We start from the raw sequence: 18,893 nt of genomic DNA, 5'->3' as shown, positions 1-18,893 counted from the left end.
GTTGTTGGCGAAGCGCGATTGTAGCACGGGGTTCGCCTGTGCCCGTTCCGTCGGGCACAATGCGCTCAGATAACGAAGGAAGACCCGATGAGCGAACGTTCCCTGCCCCTGGCCGGTATCCGCGTGGTGGAACTGGGCCAATTGCTGGCCGGCCCTTTTGCCGGCACGCTGCTCGCCTATTTTGGCGCTGACGTGATCAAGGTGGAGCCTCCCGGCGGCGACCCGATCCGTCGCTGGCGATCCCTGGATGACACCGGCACCTCGTTCTGGTGGCGCAGCCTGGGCCGCAACAAGCGCTCGGTCACTCTGGATCTGAAGACCGACCGCGGCCGCCAACTGGCCGGGCAGCTGATCGACCGCGCCGATGTGCTGATCGAGAATTTCCGCCCCGGCACCCTGGAATCCTGGGGGCTGGGCCCGGAGCGTTTCCAGCAAAGCAATCCCGGCCTGGTGTACGCGCGAATTTCCGGCTATGGCCAGGACGGGCCCTACGCCGACAAGCCCGGCTACGCTTCAGTGTGCGAAGGGGTCGGCGGGCTGCGCTACGTCAACGGCTTTCCCGGCGAACGCCCGGTGCGGCCCAATCTGTCCCTGGGCGACACCATCGCCGGCCTGCACGCGGCCCTTGGCATCGCCCTGGCCTTGCTGGAACGGCACGGCAGCCAACAAGGCCAGGTGGTGGATGTGGCCCTGTACGAGTCGGTGTTCAATCTGCTGGAAGCGGTGATCCCGGAATTCGATGGCGCCGGCCTGGTCCGCGAACCGTCCGGCTCCACCGTCACCGGCATTGTCCCCACCAATACCTACCGCTGTGGCGATGGCAAGTACGTCATTATCGGCGGCAATGGCGATTCCATCTTCAAACGGCTGATGCAGGCCATGGGCCGTGAAGATCTGGCCGATGATCCGCGCCTGGCTCACAACCCGGGACGGGTGGAGCACGAAGCGGAGCTGGACGCCATTATTGGCGATTGGTGTGCCGGCCAGGACAGTCCCCGGGTACTGGCACGGCTGGAGGAAGCCCGGGTGCCTTGCGGTCCGATTTACAGCGCCGCCGACATGATGGCGGACCCGCACTTCCAGGCACGCGGCTTGTTCCAACAGGTGGAAATCAACGGTAAACCGCTGCGTATCCCCGCCCTCACGCCACGCCTTGCCGGCACCCCCGGCGGCACCCGTTGGCCCGGCGGTGAGGCCGGCACTCACACAGAAGCGGTATTACGTGAGGATCTGGGGTTGTCCGAGGCGGAGTTCCAGGCGCTGCGGAACGAGGGCGTGCTGGGATAGCGGCGGAGACCTGAATTCAAGGATTGCCACGAAGCCGCTGTCGTAGCTTGCCCTGCAAGCGAACAGACTCTCGGGAAAAGATTCGCTTGCGGGGCAAGCTCCTACAGCGGTGTGTATAAGCCTCTCAACGGCGCTGTGACAGCTGCTCGTAGAGATTGTCGATGATGCGCGCGGCCAGTTGCCTTGCACGGTCGGTATGGGGCCCTTCGAAGTGCTGGTCCAGATTGGCCATGAACAACCCCAGCCAGCGCTCATGATGGGCGCCGGTGAGCGGCATCTTGTCGTCCACCGCCCGGTGTTTGGCCATCATATGCCGATTATAACGGTCATCGCCAAGCAACAGTTTCTTCCAGAAAGCAGCGATCAGCGGCAGGTGCTCATCGAGATCGATGCGCGCCACCTCGAGAAAAACCGGCGCCAACAACGGATCCTCGAGAATCCGCTGATAGAACAGCGAGACCATGCGATCAATTTGTTCCGGACTATCCAGATCGGGCCGCCCGGACTTGGAGCGATGCCCGGCGGCACCGGGCTGAAAAAGCCGTACCCGTTGCCGTTCACTCACCAGCGAATACGCCCGGTCAGGATATCCTTGAACATGACAAAATCACCGGCCAGGCTGTACCACGGATGCTTGAAGGTGGCGGGCCGATTCTTCTCGAAGAAGAAATGCCCCACCCAGGCAAAGCCGTAACCGACCACCGGCAACAGCAACAACCCCCACCAGTTACCGGAAATCAGAACACCGAACAACACCGCGAACAGACACAGCGTACCGATGAAATGCAGGCGCCGGCAGGTCGGGTTGGTGTGCTCCTGCAAATAGTAGGGGTAGAACTCCGCGAAGCTCTGGAAATCAGATTGCTTTACCGTCGTCATAACGTCCACCTGTTCCGTTGCGCCCGACACCGCTGGTGGCCCTGGGGTCATCGGCCCAGGGCAGCGGCGCCAAGCCATCTGGTACCGCCATTGTCCACCATACCCGGGCACAAACAACAGCCCTGATCGGGCCATCCGCGAGATGGATCAATGACCATGACCAGCCTTTCCCTTCCCGCCGGTTTCAATGCCAGCGCCGTCACCGTTCCCCGTCATCTGACGCCGGTCACCGACCAGGGCGACGAGTGCGCCGCCGCCGAGGCCGGGCTGCGTCCGCAACAGGTCGCCACCATCTGGCGCCACGTCCGCGGGCTCTACCGCACCGGCATGAACCCCGCCATCGCCCTTTGCCTGCGCCGTCGTGGACAGGTTTTTCTGGATCGCACCCTCGGCTACGCCGATGCCGGCCAACAGCGCCTGCTCACCACCGACACTCCGATTTGCCTGTTTTCCGCCTCCAAGGCGGTCACCGCCATGCTGGTGCATCATCTGGCGGAACGGGGGGAACTGGATCTGGACCGGCCAGTGTGCCATTACATCCCCGAATACGGGGCCATGGGCAAGCACCGGACCACCCTGATGCACGTGCTGACCCATCGTGCCGGGGTGCCGCGCATCCACGAGCCGGTGGCGGCGGAGGACCTGTTCGACTATGAGCGGATCATGACCTTGCTGTGCCGTGCCAAGCCGGAAAACCCCGGGCGTCAGCAGGCTTATCACGCGATCACCGCCGGCTTCGTGCTTGGCGAGGTCATCCGGCGTGTCACCGAGGAGAGCATCGATGCCCTGCTGGACCGGGTGATCCGGCGGCCGATGGGGATGCGTTATTTCACCTATGGTCTGCGGGAGCCGGCGGTGGCACCGGCGGAAAACGCCGTCACCGGACTGCAATTGCCGCCGGTAAACGCCTTTCTCACTCACGCCGTGGGCGCACCGCTGGAGGAAGTGGTGGGCCTCTCCAACGATCCCCGTTTTCTCGACGCCACCATCCCCGCCGGCAACCTGTACGCCACCGCCGAGGAGGCCTGCCGCTTCTTCCAGATGCTGCTGGACGATGGCCGCTATCAGGACCAGCAGTTATTCCGTCCGGAAACCGTGCGCTTCGCCACGGGCCGGGCCGCCACCAAGGGAGGCCGCCTGGATCGTACCTTGATGGTACCGCTGGCGTTCTCGCCGGGTTTCATGCTCGGCGCCCGTGCCCTGAGCCTGTACGGGCCGGGCACCAGCAACGCCTTCGGCCATTTGGGTTTCATCAGCATTTACTGCTGGGCGGATCGGGACCGGGATCTTTCCGGCGCCCTGCTGACCACCGGCAAGGCCGCGCTGGGCCGGCATTTCCCGGCCCTGCTGAAGTTGCAGATGGCGATCAACCGGCATACGGCCTGACTGTTATCGGAATCCGCCACAGACAGGACTACGAAGCCGCTGTAGGAGCTTTCTTAGAAGTAAAAATCGAACGCCACATAAACGGCGTTGAAATTACCTTCGTAGACATCACCGTTGGCGTCGATGTCGCCGTCGGACCACAGGTATTCCAGATAGAGCCAGCCGGGGCCGTACTTGTAGCGAATACCCGGAGCGTAAAACTGTACATCGCCGGCATCATTGTTACGTGTATCTGTGCTGGCCACGCCGCCGTCCAGGTAATATGCCCAGTTGCGGTTCTGATACATCACCTCGGCCACGTGCCGCTGGGTTTTCACTTCCTCATCCGCGGGCGCGGCGTCGGAGGCCAGGAAGGCATCGAGACCACCAAAGTCTCGGCGGGCGTCGACAAAGCGGTATTTGAAGCTCCAGGGCCCACGCTGGTACAGGTAGTGCAGATCATAGGCCACGTGCTCGCCGTCGGCCTTGCGCCCGGAAGCGGTGTCCGCGGTGAGGTCCTGCATCCGCCCATATTGCACCGAGGCCCCCACGGTATGGCCTTCCTGGAAGCGCCAGTCCAGATTCAGCACGCCGGTTTTCAGCTTGCGGTAACTGTCGCTGGTACCCCAGTGCCCGTTGTCATCCAGAGTGTCGGTGCTGTCCTCGCCCCAGTCGTCCTGGTGGTAATAGGCGGCGTCATAGTGGAAGTCACCGGCGTCGCCGCTGAGTTTGAAACCAACATCCATCTGATCGCCGTAACCGCCCTGAAGACCGTCTCCAGGCCAGAAGTTCACCGTTTTCCAGCCGAACGGCACCTGGCTCTTACCGACTTTGAGCAAGGTATGGTCGTTGAACTCATAACCAATCCAGGCTTTGTGCATGGCGAAGGTATCGCCACTGCTGTTGTTGTTGACGTCGGTGAAGGAGCCTCTGCCGATACGGGCTTCGGCGCTGAAACGCCAGGGGCCGTGACCACCGTCGTCATCGGCGTAGAGAATGAACGCCGGGTCGGCGAAATTACCGCCGGTTTCCCGGTCCAGGTCCGCGTCGAAGGCGGAATTGGGACCGCCAAAATCGGATTTATCCACGTACTGGTACACCCACCAGACGCCGGCGCTGAGCTCAGCACCCGCCTGCGCATTTTGTACCAGAAACAAAGAGGATACGGCGCCCAGCGCCAGGGCCGGTAGAGCCCGCTTATTGTCTGCCATCGGCTTCTCCCCAGTCGAGTCAGAACTTTTCATTGAAGTAAGGTTTCGTTCCTTGCTGCCCGCTTTTTCGGATTATGACGTGCCCGTCGCCTCGCTCGGCGTCGGCATGGAAACGGCGAACAGGACGCGCTCACCCTAAGGGTGTATCACAACCAAACAGGCGGGGTCACGTCAGGAGTGTTTTACCGGGCCGCGAAAACCGCCCGGTAAGAACAAGAAAAAGCGGCCACGAATGGTGTCGTGGCCGCTTCAATTGAGGATTACAGATTGTCCAGAATAGCTTTCTTCACCGCGTCCAGCTCGGCATCGATGGTCACCATACGGGCGCCGGAAGACAGTTCCTGCTGACATTGCGCGATAGCGGTATCCGGATCCTTGAGTCCGTTACCCGTCAGGGTGCAGACAATGGTGCTGCCTTCGGCGATCTTGCCAGCCTTGATGTCACGCATGGCGCCACCAATGGAAGCGGCGGAAGCCGGTTCGCAGAACACCCCTTCTTTTTGCGCCAGCAGTTTTTGCGCGGCCAGGATTTCCTCATCGGTCAGTTCATCAAACCAGCCTTCGGAATCCTTCTGCGCGGTCCAGGCTTTGTCCCAGGACTGCGGGTTACCGATACGGATGGCGGTGGCCACGGTTTCCGGGTTCTCCACCGCCGCGCCCCGCAGGAACGGCGCCGCGCCCGCCGCCTGGTAGCCCACCATGCGCGGCACGCTGCCGGCGATACCGGCTTTGTGGTATTCGCTGTAGCCCATCCAGTAGGCGGAAATATTGCCCGCGTTGCCCACCGGCAGGCAGTGGTAATCCGGGGCCCGGCCCAGTTCCTCGACGATCTCGAAAGCCGCGGTTTTCTGCCCCTGCAGACGGAACGGGTTCACCGAGTTGACGATGGTGACCGGCGCTTTCTCGGCCACCTGCTTGACCAGTTCCATGCCCTGGTCGAAGTTGCCGCGGATCTGCATGATCATGGCACCGTACATCATCGCCTGGGCCAACTTGCCCATGGCGATCTTGCCTTCCGGGATCAACACGAACGCAGAGATGCCGGCCCGGGCCGCGTAGGCCGCCGCCGCCGCCGAGGTATTGCCGGTGGAGGCACAGATGATGGCATTGCTGCCCTCTTCCACCGCCTTGGTCACCGCCATAGTCATGCCGCGATCCTTGAAGGATCCGGTGGGGTTCAGGCCCTCGTACTTGACGTAGATATCCACGTCCTTGCCGAGCAGGCGCGGAATATTCTTGAGCCGGATCAGCGGGGTGTTGCCTTCGCCCAGGCTGATGATCGGCGTGTCGTCGTTCACCGGCAGGTGGTCGCGGTAACGGTTGATCAGGCCTGTGTAGCGGTCACGGAATGGCATGGCATTGTCTCTGCTTCTGGTGTGGAGGCCCGGATACGGGCCCCACGGGTATTAATCGTGTCGTCTTTTCAAGCGTCCAGCGTTTCCACGCGAATACGCATTATATCGTTATCCACGGTGTCCAGGGCAGCGATTCGCTTGAGCGCTTCGTTCATGTCACCCTCGCGCACCCGGTGGGTCAGGATGACGATGGGCACCAGCCCTTCGTCCACTTCCTTCTGCACCATGGCCTCGATGCTGATGCGATTGTCGCTGAGAATGCGGGTCACATCCGCCAGCACGCCCGCCTTGTCCTGGACATGCAAACGCAGGTAGTAACCACAGGAGATATCCTCGATGGTCAACACCGGCTCGTCGGACATCTGGTCGGTGTGGAAGCCCAGATAAGGCACCCGTTCGTGGTGATCCACGGTCAGTTCACGGCCCAGCTCGATGATATCCGCCACCACCGCCGAGGCGGTGGGCTCGGCGCCGGCGCCGGCGCCGTAATACAGGGTGGGGCCGACCGCGTCGCCATCGATCATCACCGCGTTCATCACGCCGTTCACCGCCGCCAACATGATTTCCTGCGGGATCAGCGTGGGATGCACGCGCAGTTCAATACCGTTGCCAGTGTCCTTGGCGATCCCCAGGTGTTTGATGCGGTAACCGAACTGGGCGGCGCTGTTGACGTCCTCGATGGTGATACGGCTGATGCCCTCCATATAGACCTTGGAGAACTGCAGCGGGATACCGAAGGCGATGGAGGCCAGAATGGTGAGCTTGTGGGCGGCGTCCACACCTTCCACATCGAAAGTGGGGTCGGCTTCCGCGTAACCGAGTGCCTGGGCTTCCGCCAGCACTTCATCGAAGCCGCGCGCGCCCTGCTCCATTTCGGTGAGGATGTAGTTACCGGTGCCATTGATGATGCCCGCCACCCAGTTGATGTGGTTGGCGGCCAGACCTTCGCCCAGCGCCTTCAGGATCGGGATACCGCCGGCCACAGCCGCTTCAAAAGCCACGTCCACGCCGTGTTCCTGGGCGGCGAGGAAGATCTCGTTGCCGTGCTCGGCGATCAGCGCTTTGTTGGCGGTGACGATGTGTTTGCCGTTACCGATGGCGGTGAGCACCAGTTCGCGGGCGACGTCGGTGCCGCCGATCAGTTCCACCAGGATGTCCACGTCCGGGTCGTTGGCGACGTCGAACACATCCCGGGACACCCGGATACCGGTAATATCGCAGGCGGGATTATCACGCCGCGCACCAATGTGAGCGATCTCAATGGGCTGACCCACGCGCCGGGCAATTTCCCCCGCGTTGCGCTTGAGTACATTGACGGTGCCTGAGCCCACCGTGCCCAGGCCAGCGATCCCAACCTTAATCGACTTCACTTGGTCCTCTCCAGGGTGTGTGTAATGCATGGGGGCCAACGGCGTCAGCCCACGATCAGCCCATCGGCGCGGAACATCTTCTTGATGCCTCGCAGCGCCTGACGGGTACGTTGCTCATTTTCAATCAGGGCGAACCGCACATGGTCATCGCCGTATTCGCCGAAGCCAACGCCCGGAGAGACCGCCACACCGGCCTCCGACAGCAGCTTTTTGGAGAACTCCAGCGACCCCAGCGCCCGGTAAGGTTCCGGAATCCGGGCCCAGACGAACATGGTGGCGCGGGGCTTTTCCACCGTCCAGCCCAGGTCGTTGAGGCCGTCGCAGAGTACGTCACGGCGTTTCAGGTACAGATCGCGAATTTCGGAGACACAGCTCTGATCGCCTTCCAGAGCGGCGATAGCGGCCACCTGAATCGGCGTGAAAGTGCCGTAATCCAGATAGGACTTGATGCGCGCCAGAGCGTGAATCAGCTCCTTGTTGCCGCAGCAGAAGCCGACCCGCCAGCCCGGCATATTGTAGCTCTTAGACAGGGAGAAGAATTCCACCGCCACGTCGCGGGCGCCTTCCACCTGCAGGATCGACGGCGCCTCGTAGCCATCGAAAACGATATCGGCATAGGCGATATCGTGCACCACCCAAATACCGTATTCCCGGGCGATCGCCACCACCTTCTCGAAGAAGTCCAGATCCACGCACTGACCGGTGGGGTTGCCGGGGAAATTCAGCACCAGCATCTTCGGCTTCGGCCAGGCTTCCTTGATCGCGCGTACCAGTTCCTCGAAGAAGTCCACACCCGGCACCAGCGGCACGTGACGGATATCGGCGTTGGCGATGACAAAGCCATAGGGGTGGATCGGATAGCTGGGATTGGGCACCATCACGGTGTCACCGGGGCCCATGGTGGCCAGCGCCAGATGCGACAGCCCTTCCTTGGAGCCGATGGTGACGATAGCCTCGGATTCCGGGTCCAGCTCCACGTTGTAGCGGCGCTGGTACCAATCGGTGATCGCCTTGCGCAAACGGGGAATACCGCGGGACTGGGAATAACGGTGGGTATCGCCGCGCTGCACGGTTTCCACCAGTTTTTCCACGATGTGCGGCGGAGTCGGCTGGTCCGGATTGCCCATGCCGAAATCGATGATGTCCTCGCCCCGCGCTCGCGCCGCTTTCTTCAGCTCTCCAACGATATTGAAGACATAAGGCGGCAAACGGCGAATACGCTGAAAATCGGCTTCCACGGCTGAATCCTTCAAGAAAGATGGCGCGGTCCGGGACCGTACCGAAACGGGCACGTCACGGGCCGTGGCGGGGTTACTGGAAGCCGGACACATTAACGGCGCCAAAGGGCGCCGTCAATGTGTCCCGAGGGGCGGGAGGCCCGCTTAAAGCTGCAGCCGCTGCAGCATTTGCGCCGGGGTCAGGTAACCGCCCAACTGGGTGCCTTCGGCGGTGTAGATCGCTGGCGTGCCGCGCACCCCGAATTCCATACCCAGGGCATACTCGTCGTTTACCTGGGCGGCACAGCTGCCCAGCTCGTTTTCGACGATCTTGTCCTTCAGTTTGGCGTCGGTAAGAGCGCTGGCCCGGTCCTTGGCGCACCAGATATGGCGCATGTTCTCGGCCGCCTCGGAGGCCGGCCCGCCACGCGGGAAGGCCAGATAATGCACGGTGATCCCGGCCTCGTTGTACTCTTCGATGTGCTCATGCATCTTGCGGCAGAAACCACAGGTGATGTCGGTAAAGGCGTAGATTTCCGCCTTCTGGTCGGCGGCGGCATAGGTAATCATGCGCTTACTGTCGATCTTCGCCAGGCCTTCCTTGCGTACCTTCTCAAGGCGTTCCTCCGCCAGATTCACCGGCTTGCCATCACGCAGCTCAAGCAGATCACCGGTAAAAATGAAACGACCATCACCACTGGTGTATACCCACTGGCTTCCACCGCCGCCCTTGAGTTCCACCTGGGCCATGCCCTCCACCGGCGCCGGCTCGATTTTGCTGACTGTGAACTGGGGGAAGGTATCGGCGAAGTTCTTCCTTACCGCCTTCTCATCCACCCCCGAATCCGCCACCGCCAGGGTGGCCGCGACCAATCCCAGGGCCGCCATCATCATCCTTTTCATGACATTCTCCAATGGTACGCCGCCCCCTGCGGCGATTATCGTTATTTGAGTGGCGACAGGCGCATCAAGTTCCCGCCCGGGGATGATGTTGCTCATAAAGCGTCTGTAGCCGCTGCTGCGCCACATGGGTATAGATCTGTGTGGTGGACAAATCACTGTGCCCCAATAACAACTGCACCACCCGCAGGTCGGCCCCGTGGTTGAGCAAATGTGTCGCGAACGCATGGCGCAGTGTATGGGGTGACAACGCCTTTTGCACCCCCGCGCTGACCGCGATCTGTTTGATCCTGTACCAGAATGCCTGACGCGTCATTGTCTCTCCGCGACGGCTGGGGAACAGCACATCCTGATCCGGGTGAATCAGCAAGGGTCTGGCTTCCCGCAGATAGCGCGCCAGCCAGTGCAGAGCCTCTTCCCCCAGGGGCACCAGCCGCTCCTTGTCCCCCTTGCCCACCACCCGCACCAGCCCCTGGCGCTGATTCACCTGCCCCAGGGTCAGGCCGACCAGCTCCGACACCCTCAGACCGCAGGCATACAGTACTTCCAGCATGGCGCGATCGCGCAAACCGAGCGGATCGTCCAGATCCGGCGCCGCCAGCAGCGCTTCCACATCGGCCTCGCTAAGGCTCTTCGGCAAGGCCCGGCCGGTCTTGGGACGTGCCACGTTCAGGGTCGGGTCCTCGCCGATACGCCCTTCCCGTTTCATCCAGCGGAAAAAACTCTTCAAGGCGGAAAGCTGACGGGCCACCGAGCGAGCGCCCAATCCCTGCTCATGGCGGTGGGCGAGGAACTGCAACAGCTGATGGCGCTGGCACTGTTCCAGCGGGGTGTGCTCCTCCCTGTTCAACCAATCTCCGAATTGACGCAGGTCCCGGCCATAATTTTCCAGGGTATTACGGCTCAGCCCCCGCTCCAGCCATTGATTGTCGAGCCAGGCATCCACCAGCCGTTGCCGGGCTTCGGACAGGTCCGTCATAACCTATTTCCCGTTTCGTTTCCGCGATTCTGGCGCCATGCGGTACTCTCAGCAAGCTGGGGTTTTACTATTTATTACCCGGGTCGTGCATCCATACGGGGCATACTCAAGGGGCTTTGAGTTACCAGAGGTAAGGAGTGCCCTATGGAAATTCTTTCTTGGATCGTACTGGGTCTGATCGCGGGTGTGATCGCAAAATGGATCATGCCGGGCAAGGATCCGGGCGGCTTCATTATTACCATTCTGATTGGTATCGCCGGTGCTTTTGTCGGCGGCTGGCTTGGTTCTCTGGTGGGAATCGGCGCGGGAGCGGCATCAAATTCGTTATCGATCGGCAGTATCATCACCGCCATCGTCGGCGCACTAGTGCTGTTGTTCCTGTACCGGTTGCTGGCCAAGCGCTAACCCCCGCTGCAAACAAAAAGGCCGCCCCTTTCATCGAAGGGGCGGCCTTTTTATGACCGCCGTCCATGGCGATCACCCTACGGGCCGTTGCAAAGCAACGTTAAAATTGCTCCCGGCAATTTTTTGTTGTCCGGTGGGAGCATCCTTGCTCGGCCAGAGGTCGCTTCCGAATGCCCTACAGCAAAGGCTGAAGCGACAATAGCTCGCAACCGGAGCGAGTGGCGTATTACCGGATTTTTTCCTTGATACGCGCGGACTTACCGGAACGCTCACGCAGGTAGTACAGTTTGGCGCGGCGAACATCGCCGCGGCGGACGACTTCAATGGAGTCGACCAGCGGGCTGTGCAGCTGGAACACCCGCTCCACACCCACGCCGTGGGAAACTTTACGAACAGTGAAATTGGAGTTCAGGCCACGGTTACGGCGGGCAATCACCACGCCCTGGAACGCCTGCAGACGCTCACGGGTGCCTTCTTTCACTTTTACTTGAACGGTGACGGTGTCACCGGGACCGAACACCGGCACGTCGCTTTTCAGCTGTGCCTGTTCGATTTCCTGAATCAGGGGTTTCTTGCCGCTCATGGCGTGCTCCTTGGTTCATTGATCGCTGTATTGCTGCTCGTACTCCCCAATGTATTCATTGAGAAGCCGCTCTTCTTCCTCGGTCCAGCCACTGGCGCGGCGGGCTTCGAGCAAGTCGGGGCGCCACCGCCAGGTGCGCCCCAGTGCCTGCTTCAAACGCCAGCGGCGAATCCGCTCGTGATCGCCGCTACGCAAGACTTCAGGCACCACCCGGCCCAGGTGTTCCTCGGGCCGCGTATAGTGCGGGCAGTCCAGCAGGTTTTCCAATTCGCCGGAAAACGAATCCTGGGCTGCCGAATCCTGGTGCCCCAGCACTCCCGGTAACAGGCGCGCCACGGCATCCACCAGTACCAGCGCCGGCAGTTCACCGCCGCTGAGTACGTAATCGCCGATGGAGATCTGCTCATCCACCCGCGCTTCGATAAAACGTTCATCGACCCCTTCGTAGCGGCCGGCAACCAGGATCAATGCCGGCTCGGCGGCCAGTTCCTGGGCCTTGCTCTGGGTCAGCGGCCGCCCCTGAGGTGACAGATAGATCACCCGGGCCGGGCCCACTCGCTCCCGGGCCGCGCTCAGCGCGCGTTCCAGGGGCTCGACTTTCATCACCATGCCCGGCCCGCCGCCAAAGGGGCGATCGTCCACGGTGCGGTGGCGGTCATCGGTGAAATCCCGGGGATTGACCGCTTCCAGACTCAGCCGGCCATTTTCGATGGCCCGCCGGGTCACGCCGAAGCCGGTTACCAGCCCGGTCATTTCCGGGAACAGCGTCATCAGCGCGATTCGCATTGAGCGCCTCCCTGTCCACGTCCGCCGTGGCTCTAGAATTCCGGGTCCCAGTCCACGCGAATCTCACCGCGCTCCAGCGCAACGTCGACAATCACGTCGTCCGGCACCCAGGGCAGCAGCCGTTCACGGCGGTCCAGGCTGTTGGCATCGCCGATCACCACCAGCACATCGTTGGCGCCGGTTTCCATCAGCCGATCCACCCGGCCCAGATCACGGCCGTCCGGCAGCACCACCCGCAGACCGATCAGGTCCCGCCAATAGAACTCGCCGTCTCCGGAACGGGGCAGCAGAGACTCCGACACGGCGATTTCCCGCCCCACCAGTTCCCGTGCCGCCTGTTCGCGGTCACCGATACCGTCAATGGCGACGACCAGCCCCTTGCCTTGGGGGCGGGCGCCGGCCAGCTTCACTTCTTCCCAGTCCCGGCCCTTGCTCAGATACCAGGGCTGGTACTCGAAGATGTTCTCCATGGGATCGGTATGGGAATAGACTTTTACCCAGCCTTTGATGCCGTGTACCGCCATGATGCGGCCCACGATCACCTTGTCCGATTGAGATCCCATGGGTCTGGTCTGGATCAGAGAGCCAGGATGCTCAAGCGCTCTCGCTCTTGCGCGCTTCCTTGACCAGGTTTTTGACCCGGTCGGACAGCTGGGCGCCTTTCTGAACCCACTGGTCCACGGCTTCCAGATCCACTTTCAGACGGATTTCACCGCCACGGGCAATCGGGTTGAAGTAACCCAGACGTTCGATGAAGCGGCCGTCACGGGCATTACGGCTGTCGGTGGCAATGATTTGGTAGAAAGGGCGTTTCTTGGAGCCACCACGGGCGAGACGAATAACCAGCATTTTTCAGTCCTGTTTCAATCCGGTGTCCCGGCCAGACGCTTATCGCCCGGCCATCGTATCCGCTTGAAGATCCCTCCGAATGGGCCGGAGGGCGCGAAGGGCGCAGATTTTACGCGGGGTTGGCGGGGAAGGCAAGAACGGAGACTGTTTTCCCCCTCCCCCCTTACCTCGGCCCTTACATGGGCGGCAAGCCACCGCCGCCGCCCATACCGCCGGGAGGCATGCCGCCCGGGGGCATGCCGCCGCCGGGGCCGCCCTGTCCGCCCATCATGCCTTCCAGGCCGCGCATCATGTTCTTCATGCCGCCTTTGGTGCGCATCTTCTTCATCATCTTCGCCATCATCTTCTGCTGCTTCATCAGGCGATTGAGATCCTGGATCTCCAACCCGGCGCCGGCGGCGATGCGTTTCTTGCGGGAGCCCTTGATCAGATCCGGGTTGCGGCGTTCCTTGGGCGTCATGGAATCAATCAGCGCCTCCATGTGCTTCATGTTCTTCAGAGCCGCCGGATCCTGAGCCGCCTGCATCATATTGCCCATGCCGGGCAGCTTGTCCAGCAGGCCGGCCATGCCGCCCATGTTGCGCATCTGCTGAAACTGGTCCTTGAGATCCTCGAAGTCCATCGCCTTGCCTTTCTTGAACTTCTTGGCGATCTTCTCGGCTTTCTTCTTGTCCAGCTTGCGCTCGGCTTCCTCCACCAGGGACAGCACGTCGCCCATGCCGAGAATCCGGCTGGCGATACGGTCCGGGTGGAACGGTTCCAGGGCATCGGTTTTCTCACCCATGCCGATGAACTTGATCGGCTTGCCGGTGAGATGACGCACGGACAGCGCCGCGCCCCCGCGGGAGTCACCGTCGGCCTTGGTCAGAATCACCCCGGTCAGCGGCAGCGCTTCGTTAAACGCCTGAGCGGTGTTGGCGGCGTCCTGACCGGTCATGGCGTCCACCACGAACAGCGTTTCCGCCGGCTCGATGGCGGCGTGCAGCCGTTTGATCTCCGCCATCATGGCGTCGTCCACGTGCAGACGACCGGCGGTATCGACGATCAATACGTCCATGTAACGGCGGCGGGCCTCGGCCAGGGCGGCGTTGGCGATATCCACCGGATCCTGGTCACCGGTGGACGGGAAGAAATTGGTGTCCACCTCCCCGGCCAGGGTTTTCAACTGCTCGATCGCCGCCGGACGGTAGACGTCGGCGGACACCACCATCACCTTCTTCTTCTCACGCTCCTGGAGGAAGCGCGCGAGCTTGGCCACGGAAGTGGTTTTACCGGCCCCTTGCAGGCCCGCCATGAGGATGATCGCCGGCGGCTTGGTGGCCAGATTGAGGGCGTCATTGGCGTCGCCCATGGTGTGGACCAGTTCGTCGTTGACGATCTTCACGAACGCCTGGCCAGGGTTCAGGCTTTGCAGGACTTCCTGCCCCAGAGCCTTCTCTTTGACCTGTTCGACGAATTCCTTGACCACCGGCAACGCCACATCGGCTTCCAGCAGGGCCTTGCGTACCTCGCGCAGAGTATCGCGAATATTGTCCTCGTTGAGCTGTCCCTGGCCGGCCAGGCTCTTCAGCGACTGGCCCAGGCGCTCGGTGAGATTCTCGAACATGATCATCAACCTCCTGAATCGGGTGGCCGCCTTCCGGCCCGGAAAACGGCGACAGGGCGCGATTATAGGGCAGGCACCCCTCCGCCGTCATGGCGAACGCTTCAAAAGCCGGGGCAGCTGTGCCAGACTTCGGCGGCTTTTCCCGGAAAACCACCATGGAACCTATGACTCCTGCCCTGGCCTTCGGCTTACCCGCCACCGCCCTGTACGTGTTGGCGTCCATACTGGTGTACCGCCAGTTCCGGGGGCAAGCCTCGCCTTCAAAAGCGACCATTCTGATCCCCGGCGGCCTGGCGGTGATCGCCCATGCGCTGACGCTGTACGCCCAGCTGATCACGCCGCAGGGCCTGCTGCTGGGCCTGTTTCCCGTGGCTTCGGCGGTGGCGCTGGTGGGCGCCGCCCTGGTGGTGCTGTCCAGCTTGCTCAGGCCGTTTCAATGGGTCAGTGCCCTGGTGTTTCCGTTCGCCGCCGCCACCATTCCCGCGGCGCTGTGGCTGCATACCGGCTATGTGGCCCATCCGCTGGAACACGGCATCGGCATGCATGTGCTGCTCTCCATCGTCGCTTACGCGGTGCTGGCGCTTTCCGCCTGCCAGGCGGTGTTGCTGTGGGTCCAGCACCGCCAGCTCAAGGGCGGCCACATCCGCGGCGTGATGCGGCTGTTTCCGCCGATCCAGATGATGGAATCGATGCTGTTCGACGCCCTGTGGCTGGGCGAATGCCTGCTGACCCTGGCGATCCTGTTCGGCTTCCTCTACGTGGATGACCTGTTCGCCCAGCATCTGGTCCATAAAACCGTGCTGACCCTGGTGTCCTGGGTGATTTTCGCGGTGTTGCTGTCTGGCCGTCATCTGCGCGGCTGGCGTGGCCTGACCGCGGTGCGCTTCACCCTGGCCGGCTTCGCCGTGCTGCTGGTGGCCTTTTTCGGCACGCAACTGGTGCTGGAAGTGATTCTGCGCCGCTGATCACGACGGTGCGGTTAGGGCCTGTTCACCCTAGTGCTTGACACCCCGGAACCCGGCACCGAACAATAGCGAGCCAAACAGCAACCAAACGACCGTCTCTTGGCCAGCATCCCGGATGGGTGGTTATTGATCACCCTGATCATTCTGATCCTCTTTTCCGCTTTCTTCTCCAGCAGTGAAACCGGCATGGTGGCGATTAACCGCTACCGGCTGCGTCACCTTTCCCGGCAAGGCCACAGCGGCGCCGGCCGGGTGGAAAAACTGCTGCGGCGTACCGACCGGCTGTTGTCGGTGATCCTGATCGGCAACAACTTCGTCAATAACTTCGCCGCCACGGTGGCGGCAATCCTGGCGATCCGCTGGCTGGGCGACTCCGGCGCGGCGGTGGCGCCGGTGGTCATCACCCTGATCATGCTGGTGTTCGCCGAGATCACGCCGAAGACCTACGCGGCCATGAAACCGGAGCGGGTGGCGTTCCCCGCCAGCCTCATGCTGCAGCCACTGCAATGGCTGCTGGCGCCGCTGGTGTGGCTGGTCAACGGTATCAGCGGCCTGTTCCTGCGCCTGTTCGGCGTGCGCACCGACAGCGCCGAGGAAGACCACCTCAGCCCCGAGGAACTGCGCACCGTGGTCAACGAGGCCGGCGGCCTGATTCCGGAAAAGCACCAGAAGATGCTGCTGAACATCCTCGACCTGGAAAGCGTCACCGTCGAGGACATCATGATTCCGCGCAACGAGATGATCGGTGTCGATCTGGATGATGACATGAACGACATCCTCAACACCCTGCGCACCAGCCAGCATACCCGGCTGCCGGTCTACCGCGGCGACCCCAACAACATGTTGGGCGTCCTGCACCTGCGCAAGCTCAGCCGCCTGCTGCTCAAGGAAGAAATCAATAAAGCGGAGCTGATGCAGTACACGGTGGAACCCTATTTCGTTCCCGAAGGCACTTCGCTGAATCGCCAGCTCATCCAGTTCCAGAATGCCAAACGCCGTATCGGCATCGTGGTGGACGAATATGGCGACGTGATGGGCCTGGTGACCCTGGAAGATATTCTTGAAGAGATCGTTGGCGAGTTCACTTCCGATCAGGCCGCCACCACCAATCCGGACATCCTGCCGCAGGAAGACGGCAGCTTTGTCATTGACGGCTCCGCCAACCTGCGCGACATCAACCGGGCGCTGCACTGGGACATCCCCATCGTCGGGCCGCGCACCCTCAACGGTCTGATCCTCGAGCACCTGCAATCGATTCCCGACGCCAATATTTCATTACGGGTGGAGGACTACCTGATCGAGATCCTGCAGGTAAAGGACAATATGGTGAAAGCAGCGAGAGTCAGGAAAAAGCAATGAACAGTGAAAGGTGAAGAGTTAAAATCACAGAAAGAGGTCGCACCCAACGCTTGGACGCGGCCTCTTTCGTTTCAGTTCACGGAGAAATTCCTCTGCGCACTGTTCACTATTAACTATTCACTGTTACCTGTCTTCCCCAACCACGCCCGGATATCGCCGGCATGGCGCTCTACCAGGCGGCGGCCTTCGTCGATGGCTTCCTTGGCACGGTGGAAGTCCATCAGGGCAAAATCCTCCAATAGCGGGATCAAGGTGATTTCCGGCGGGTCACCCGCCATGCGGGAGCGGGTGATGCGGTCCTGCATGATGTTGACGCTGGAGGCGATGACGTCAAAGAAACCCGGTGCCTGGCCGTCCCCGCTGGTGAAATAATTCGCCATCTTCTGCCAGAGGCTGTGCTCTTCCTCGGTGGCGCCATTCTCCCCCGGCGGTTTCTGCCGGGACAGGTGGGCGCCCACCAACTGAGCATTGAGATTGACGGCGATGACCACGTCGGCACCGAAGGCGCGAGCGGCGGACACCGGCACCGGATTGACCAGGCCACCGTCCAGCATCCAACGCCCTTGGTGTTTGAGCGGCGTGAACAGCCCCGGCAACGCACAGGACGCCCTTGCCGCCTGCAGAATCGGCCCCTTGCTGATCCAGATCTCGCGGCCGCTCTTCATATCCGTGGCGACGGTAACGAAACGCTGCTCCAGATCCTCGATGTTGGGGTTGCTGTGCCGCTCCTCGAAGAAACCGAACAGTTTCTCCCCCTTGACCACGCCACCGGACAAGGTGAAGTCCATCAGGCCGAATACATCCTTGGTGGTCAGCGTCTTCACCCAGTCCGCCAGGTCATCAAGCGCACCGTTGACGTAGGCACTGCCCACCAGGGCGCCAATGGAGGTGCCGGCCACCACATCCGGACGAACCCCCATCTCTTCCAGGGCCTGGATCACACCAATATGCGCCCAGCCGCGCGCCGAACCACTTCCCAGCGCCAGTCCCAGACGCGGCGCCGGCGGCGTGTCCTGCTCCCCTTCCGTACTCATCCCGGCACCACTTCGTCCATCAGGCAGGGCGCCAGCTCACCGGCCATGCGCCGCTGACACCGGCGCAGCACTTCCACCTGGCGGTCAGCATCGAGGCGCCCCCAGTGGCTGATTTCCTGACCGGTGCGAAAGCAACCGACACAGACATCGTCACCGTCCAGCGCGCAGATCGACACGCACGGCGAGACCGGCTTGGGACTATTTGAAACGCTCATCTTCTTGCAGGTGCTCCGAGAAATGACGGGCGTGGGCCACATAGTGCTGGCTGCCCATGGTGATCATCGCCTTGTGGCCATCGGTGATTTCCTTCACCACCTTGGCCGGCGCGCCCATCACCAGGGAATTGTCCGGGATCTGCATGCCTTCCGGCACCAGAGCGTGGGCGCCGATAATGCAATTGCTGCCTACCTTGGCGCCGTTCAGTACCACCGCGTTCATGCCGATCAGGGTGTTGTCGCCGATGGTGCAGCCATGCAGCATGACTTTGTGGCCGACCGTGACGTTCTTGCCGATTTTCATCGGCACGCCCGGATCCACGTGCAACACCGAGTTTTCCTGCACATTGCTGTTATCGCCGATCTCGATGACGTCGTTATCCGCGCGGATCACCACGCCAAACCAGACACTGGCGTTTTCACCCAGCACCACGGACCCGATCAGGGTGGCGTTGGGCGCAATCCACTGGCCCTCGCCACGGAATTCCAGCTGGCGGTCGTTAATCGTATAGATCATTTTCTTGTCCT

General features: G+C 61.8%; 21 protein-coding genes. 5 read left to right on the top strand and 16 right to left on the bottom strand.

Features of this window, described 5'->3' with window-relative positions; translation table 11 throughout:
- The first annotated feature begins 87 nt into the window (after positions 1–87).
- Complete coding sequence (locus tag RYH70_RS06695; protein WP_026949019.1) at positions 88–1,287, top strand: CaiB/BaiF CoA transferase family protein; 1,200 nt, start codon at positions 88–90, stop codon at positions 1,285–1,287.
- Between the two features lie 124 nt (positions 1,288–1,411).
- Here RYH70_RS06695 and RYH70_RS06690 read toward each other — a convergent pair whose 3' ends face one another.
- Positions 1,412–1,852: a group III truncated hemoglobin gene (locus tag RYH70_RS06690; RefSeq protein ID WP_022995511.1), complete on the bottom strand. Its 441-nt coding sequence runs from the start codon at positions 1,850–1,852 to the stop codon at positions 1,412–1,414.
- Entirely contained in the window at positions 1,849–2,166 is a 318-nt protein-coding gene (locus RYH70_RS06685) for a DUF962 domain-containing protein (RefSeq protein WP_022995510.1), read from the bottom strand. Before RYH70_RS06685 ends, RYH70_RS06690 begins: the two co-directional genes overlap by 4 nt.
- Positions 2,167–2,316: 150 nt before the next feature.
- On the opposite strand from RYH70_RS06685, the gene RYH70_RS06680 reads away from it, so the two are divergent.
- On the top strand, positions 2,317–3,552 hold the full coding sequence (locus tag RYH70_RS06680) for a serine hydrolase domain-containing protein (RefSeq protein WP_317009964.1): 1,236 nt from the start codon (positions 2,317–2,319) through the stop codon (positions 3,550–3,552).
- Between the two features lie 53 nt (positions 3,553–3,605).
- Here RYH70_RS06680 and RYH70_RS06675 read toward each other — a convergent pair whose 3' ends face one another.
- From RYH70_RS06675 to xerD, 6 genes are all read right to left on the bottom strand, one after another.
- Complete coding sequence (locus RYH70_RS06675) at positions 3,606–4,742, bottom strand: porin (RefSeq protein ID WP_317009963.1); 1,137 nt, start codon at positions 4,740–4,742, stop codon at positions 3,606–3,608.
- Positions 4,743–5,002: 260 nt separating this feature from the next.
- Positions 5,003–6,097, bottom strand: coding sequence for a threonine synthase (gene thrC / locus RYH70_RS06670; RefSeq protein WP_022995507.1), 1,095 nt, complete (start codon positions 6,095–6,097; stop codon positions 5,003–5,005).
- A gap of 68 nt (positions 6,098–6,165) precedes the next feature.
- Complete coding sequence (locus tag RYH70_RS06665; RefSeq protein WP_022995506.1) at positions 6,166–7,467, bottom strand: homoserine dehydrogenase; 1,302 nt, start codon at positions 7,465–7,467, stop codon at positions 6,166–6,168.
- A 44-nt stretch (positions 7,468–7,511) separates the two neighbouring features.
- Positions 7,512–8,705 carry an alanine transaminase gene (alaC, locus tag RYH70_RS06660; RefSeq protein WP_063140103.1) on the bottom strand — a complete coding sequence of 398 codons (1,194 nt, stop codon included), beginning with the start codon at positions 8,703–8,705 and terminating at the stop codon, positions 7,512–7,514.
- 144 nt (positions 8,706–8,849) lie between these two features.
- On the bottom strand, positions 8,850–9,587 hold the full coding sequence (locus tag RYH70_RS06655; protein WP_022995504.1) for a DsbC family protein: 738 nt from the start codon (positions 9,585–9,587) through the stop codon (positions 8,850–8,852).
- A 64-nt stretch (positions 9,588–9,651) separates the two neighbouring features.
- The gene (xerD, locus tag RYH70_RS06650) at positions 9,652–10,563 is read right to left on the bottom strand and encodes a site-specific tyrosine recombinase XerD (RefSeq protein WP_022995503.1); all 912 of its coding nucleotides are present in this window, start codon (positions 10,561–10,563) and stop codon (positions 9,652–9,654) included.
- A gap of 144 nt (positions 10,564–10,707) precedes the next feature.
- Between xerD and RYH70_RS06645 the strand changes: the two genes are divergently transcribed.
- Complete coding sequence (locus RYH70_RS06645; RefSeq protein ID WP_022995502.1) at positions 10,708–10,968, top strand: GlsB/YeaQ/YmgE family stress response membrane protein; 261 nt, start codon at positions 10,708–10,710, stop codon at positions 10,966–10,968.
- A gap of 226 nt (positions 10,969–11,194) precedes the next feature.
- Here the strand turns inward: RYH70_RS06645 and rplS are convergent, their stop codons facing one another.
- The 5 genes from rplS to ffh form a co-directional block, all read right to left on the bottom strand.
- Positions 11,195–11,551, bottom strand: coding sequence for a 50S ribosomal protein L19 (gene rplS / locus RYH70_RS06640; RefSeq protein WP_022995501.1), 357 nt, complete (start codon positions 11,549–11,551; stop codon positions 11,195–11,197).
- A 15-nt stretch (positions 11,552–11,566) separates the two neighbouring features.
- On the bottom strand, positions 11,567–12,337 hold the full coding sequence (gene trmD / locus RYH70_RS06635; protein WP_022995500.1) for a tRNA (guanosine(37)-N1)-methyltransferase TrmD: 771 nt from the start codon (positions 12,335–12,337) through the stop codon (positions 11,567–11,569).
- A 32-nt stretch (positions 12,338–12,369) separates the two neighbouring features.
- The gene (gene rimM, locus RYH70_RS06630; RefSeq protein WP_055099111.1) at positions 12,370–12,900 is read right to left on the bottom strand and encodes a ribosome maturation factor RimM; all 531 of its coding nucleotides are present in this window, start codon (positions 12,898–12,900) and stop codon (positions 12,370–12,372) included.
- 31 nt (positions 12,901–12,931) lie between these two features.
- Positions 12,932–13,186, bottom strand: a complete 255-nt coding sequence (gene rpsP / locus RYH70_RS06625; protein ID WP_022995498.1) for a 30S ribosomal protein S16 — start codon at positions 13,184–13,186, stop codon at positions 12,932–12,934.
- Positions 13,187–13,361: 175 nt separating this feature from the next.
- Positions 13,362–14,792, bottom strand: a complete 1,431-nt coding sequence (ffh, locus tag RYH70_RS06620; RefSeq protein WP_026949021.1) for a signal recognition particle protein — start codon at positions 14,790–14,792, stop codon at positions 13,362–13,364.
- Between the two features lie 155 nt (positions 14,793–14,947).
- On the opposite strand from ffh, the gene RYH70_RS06615 reads away from it, so the two are divergent.
- Together RYH70_RS06615 and RYH70_RS06610 are read left to right on the top strand one after the other, a co-directional pair.
- Entirely contained in the window at positions 14,948–15,757 is an 810-nt protein-coding gene (locus RYH70_RS06615; protein ID WP_233925843.1) for a cytochrome C assembly family protein, read from the top strand.
- A 99-nt stretch (positions 15,758–15,856) separates the two neighbouring features.
- Positions 15,857–17,116, top strand: coding sequence for an HlyC/CorC family transporter (locus RYH70_RS06610; protein ID WP_026949022.1), 1,260 nt, complete (start codon positions 15,857–15,859; stop codon positions 17,114–17,116).
- Positions 17,117–17,229: 113 nt separating this feature from the next.
- Here RYH70_RS06610 and rssA read toward each other — a convergent pair whose 3' ends face one another.
- From rssA to RYH70_RS06595, 3 genes are read right to left on the bottom strand one after another with little or no spacing between them, the layout of a single operon-like run.
- Positions 17,230–18,150 carry a patatin-like phospholipase RssA gene (gene rssA, locus RYH70_RS06605; protein ID WP_026949023.1) on the bottom strand — a complete coding sequence of 307 codons (921 nt, stop codon included), beginning with the start codon at positions 18,148–18,150 and terminating at the stop codon, positions 17,230–17,232.
- Entirely contained in the window at positions 18,147–18,365 is a 219-nt protein-coding gene (locus RYH70_RS06600; protein ID WP_035450852.1) for a DUF1289 domain-containing protein, read from the bottom strand. Before RYH70_RS06600 ends, rssA begins: the two co-directional genes overlap by 4 nt.
- The gene (locus tag RYH70_RS06595) at positions 18,349–18,882 is read right to left on the bottom strand and encodes a gamma carbonic anhydrase family protein (protein WP_014993769.1); all 534 of its coding nucleotides are present in this window, start codon (positions 18,880–18,882) and stop codon (positions 18,349–18,351) included. The genes RYH70_RS06600 and RYH70_RS06595 overlap by 17 nt, the downstream gene beginning before the upstream one ends.
- Positions 18,883–18,893 lie beyond the last annotated feature (11 nt).

Origin of the sequence: Alloalcanivorax xenomutans (genome assembly GCF_032810065.1) — a bacterium.
Classification (GTDB): Bacteria; Pseudomonadota; Gammaproteobacteria; order Pseudomonadales; family Alcanivoracaceae; genus Alloalcanivorax; species Alloalcanivorax xenomutans.
This window is presented reverse-complemented; position numbering and strand designations above follow the sequence as displayed.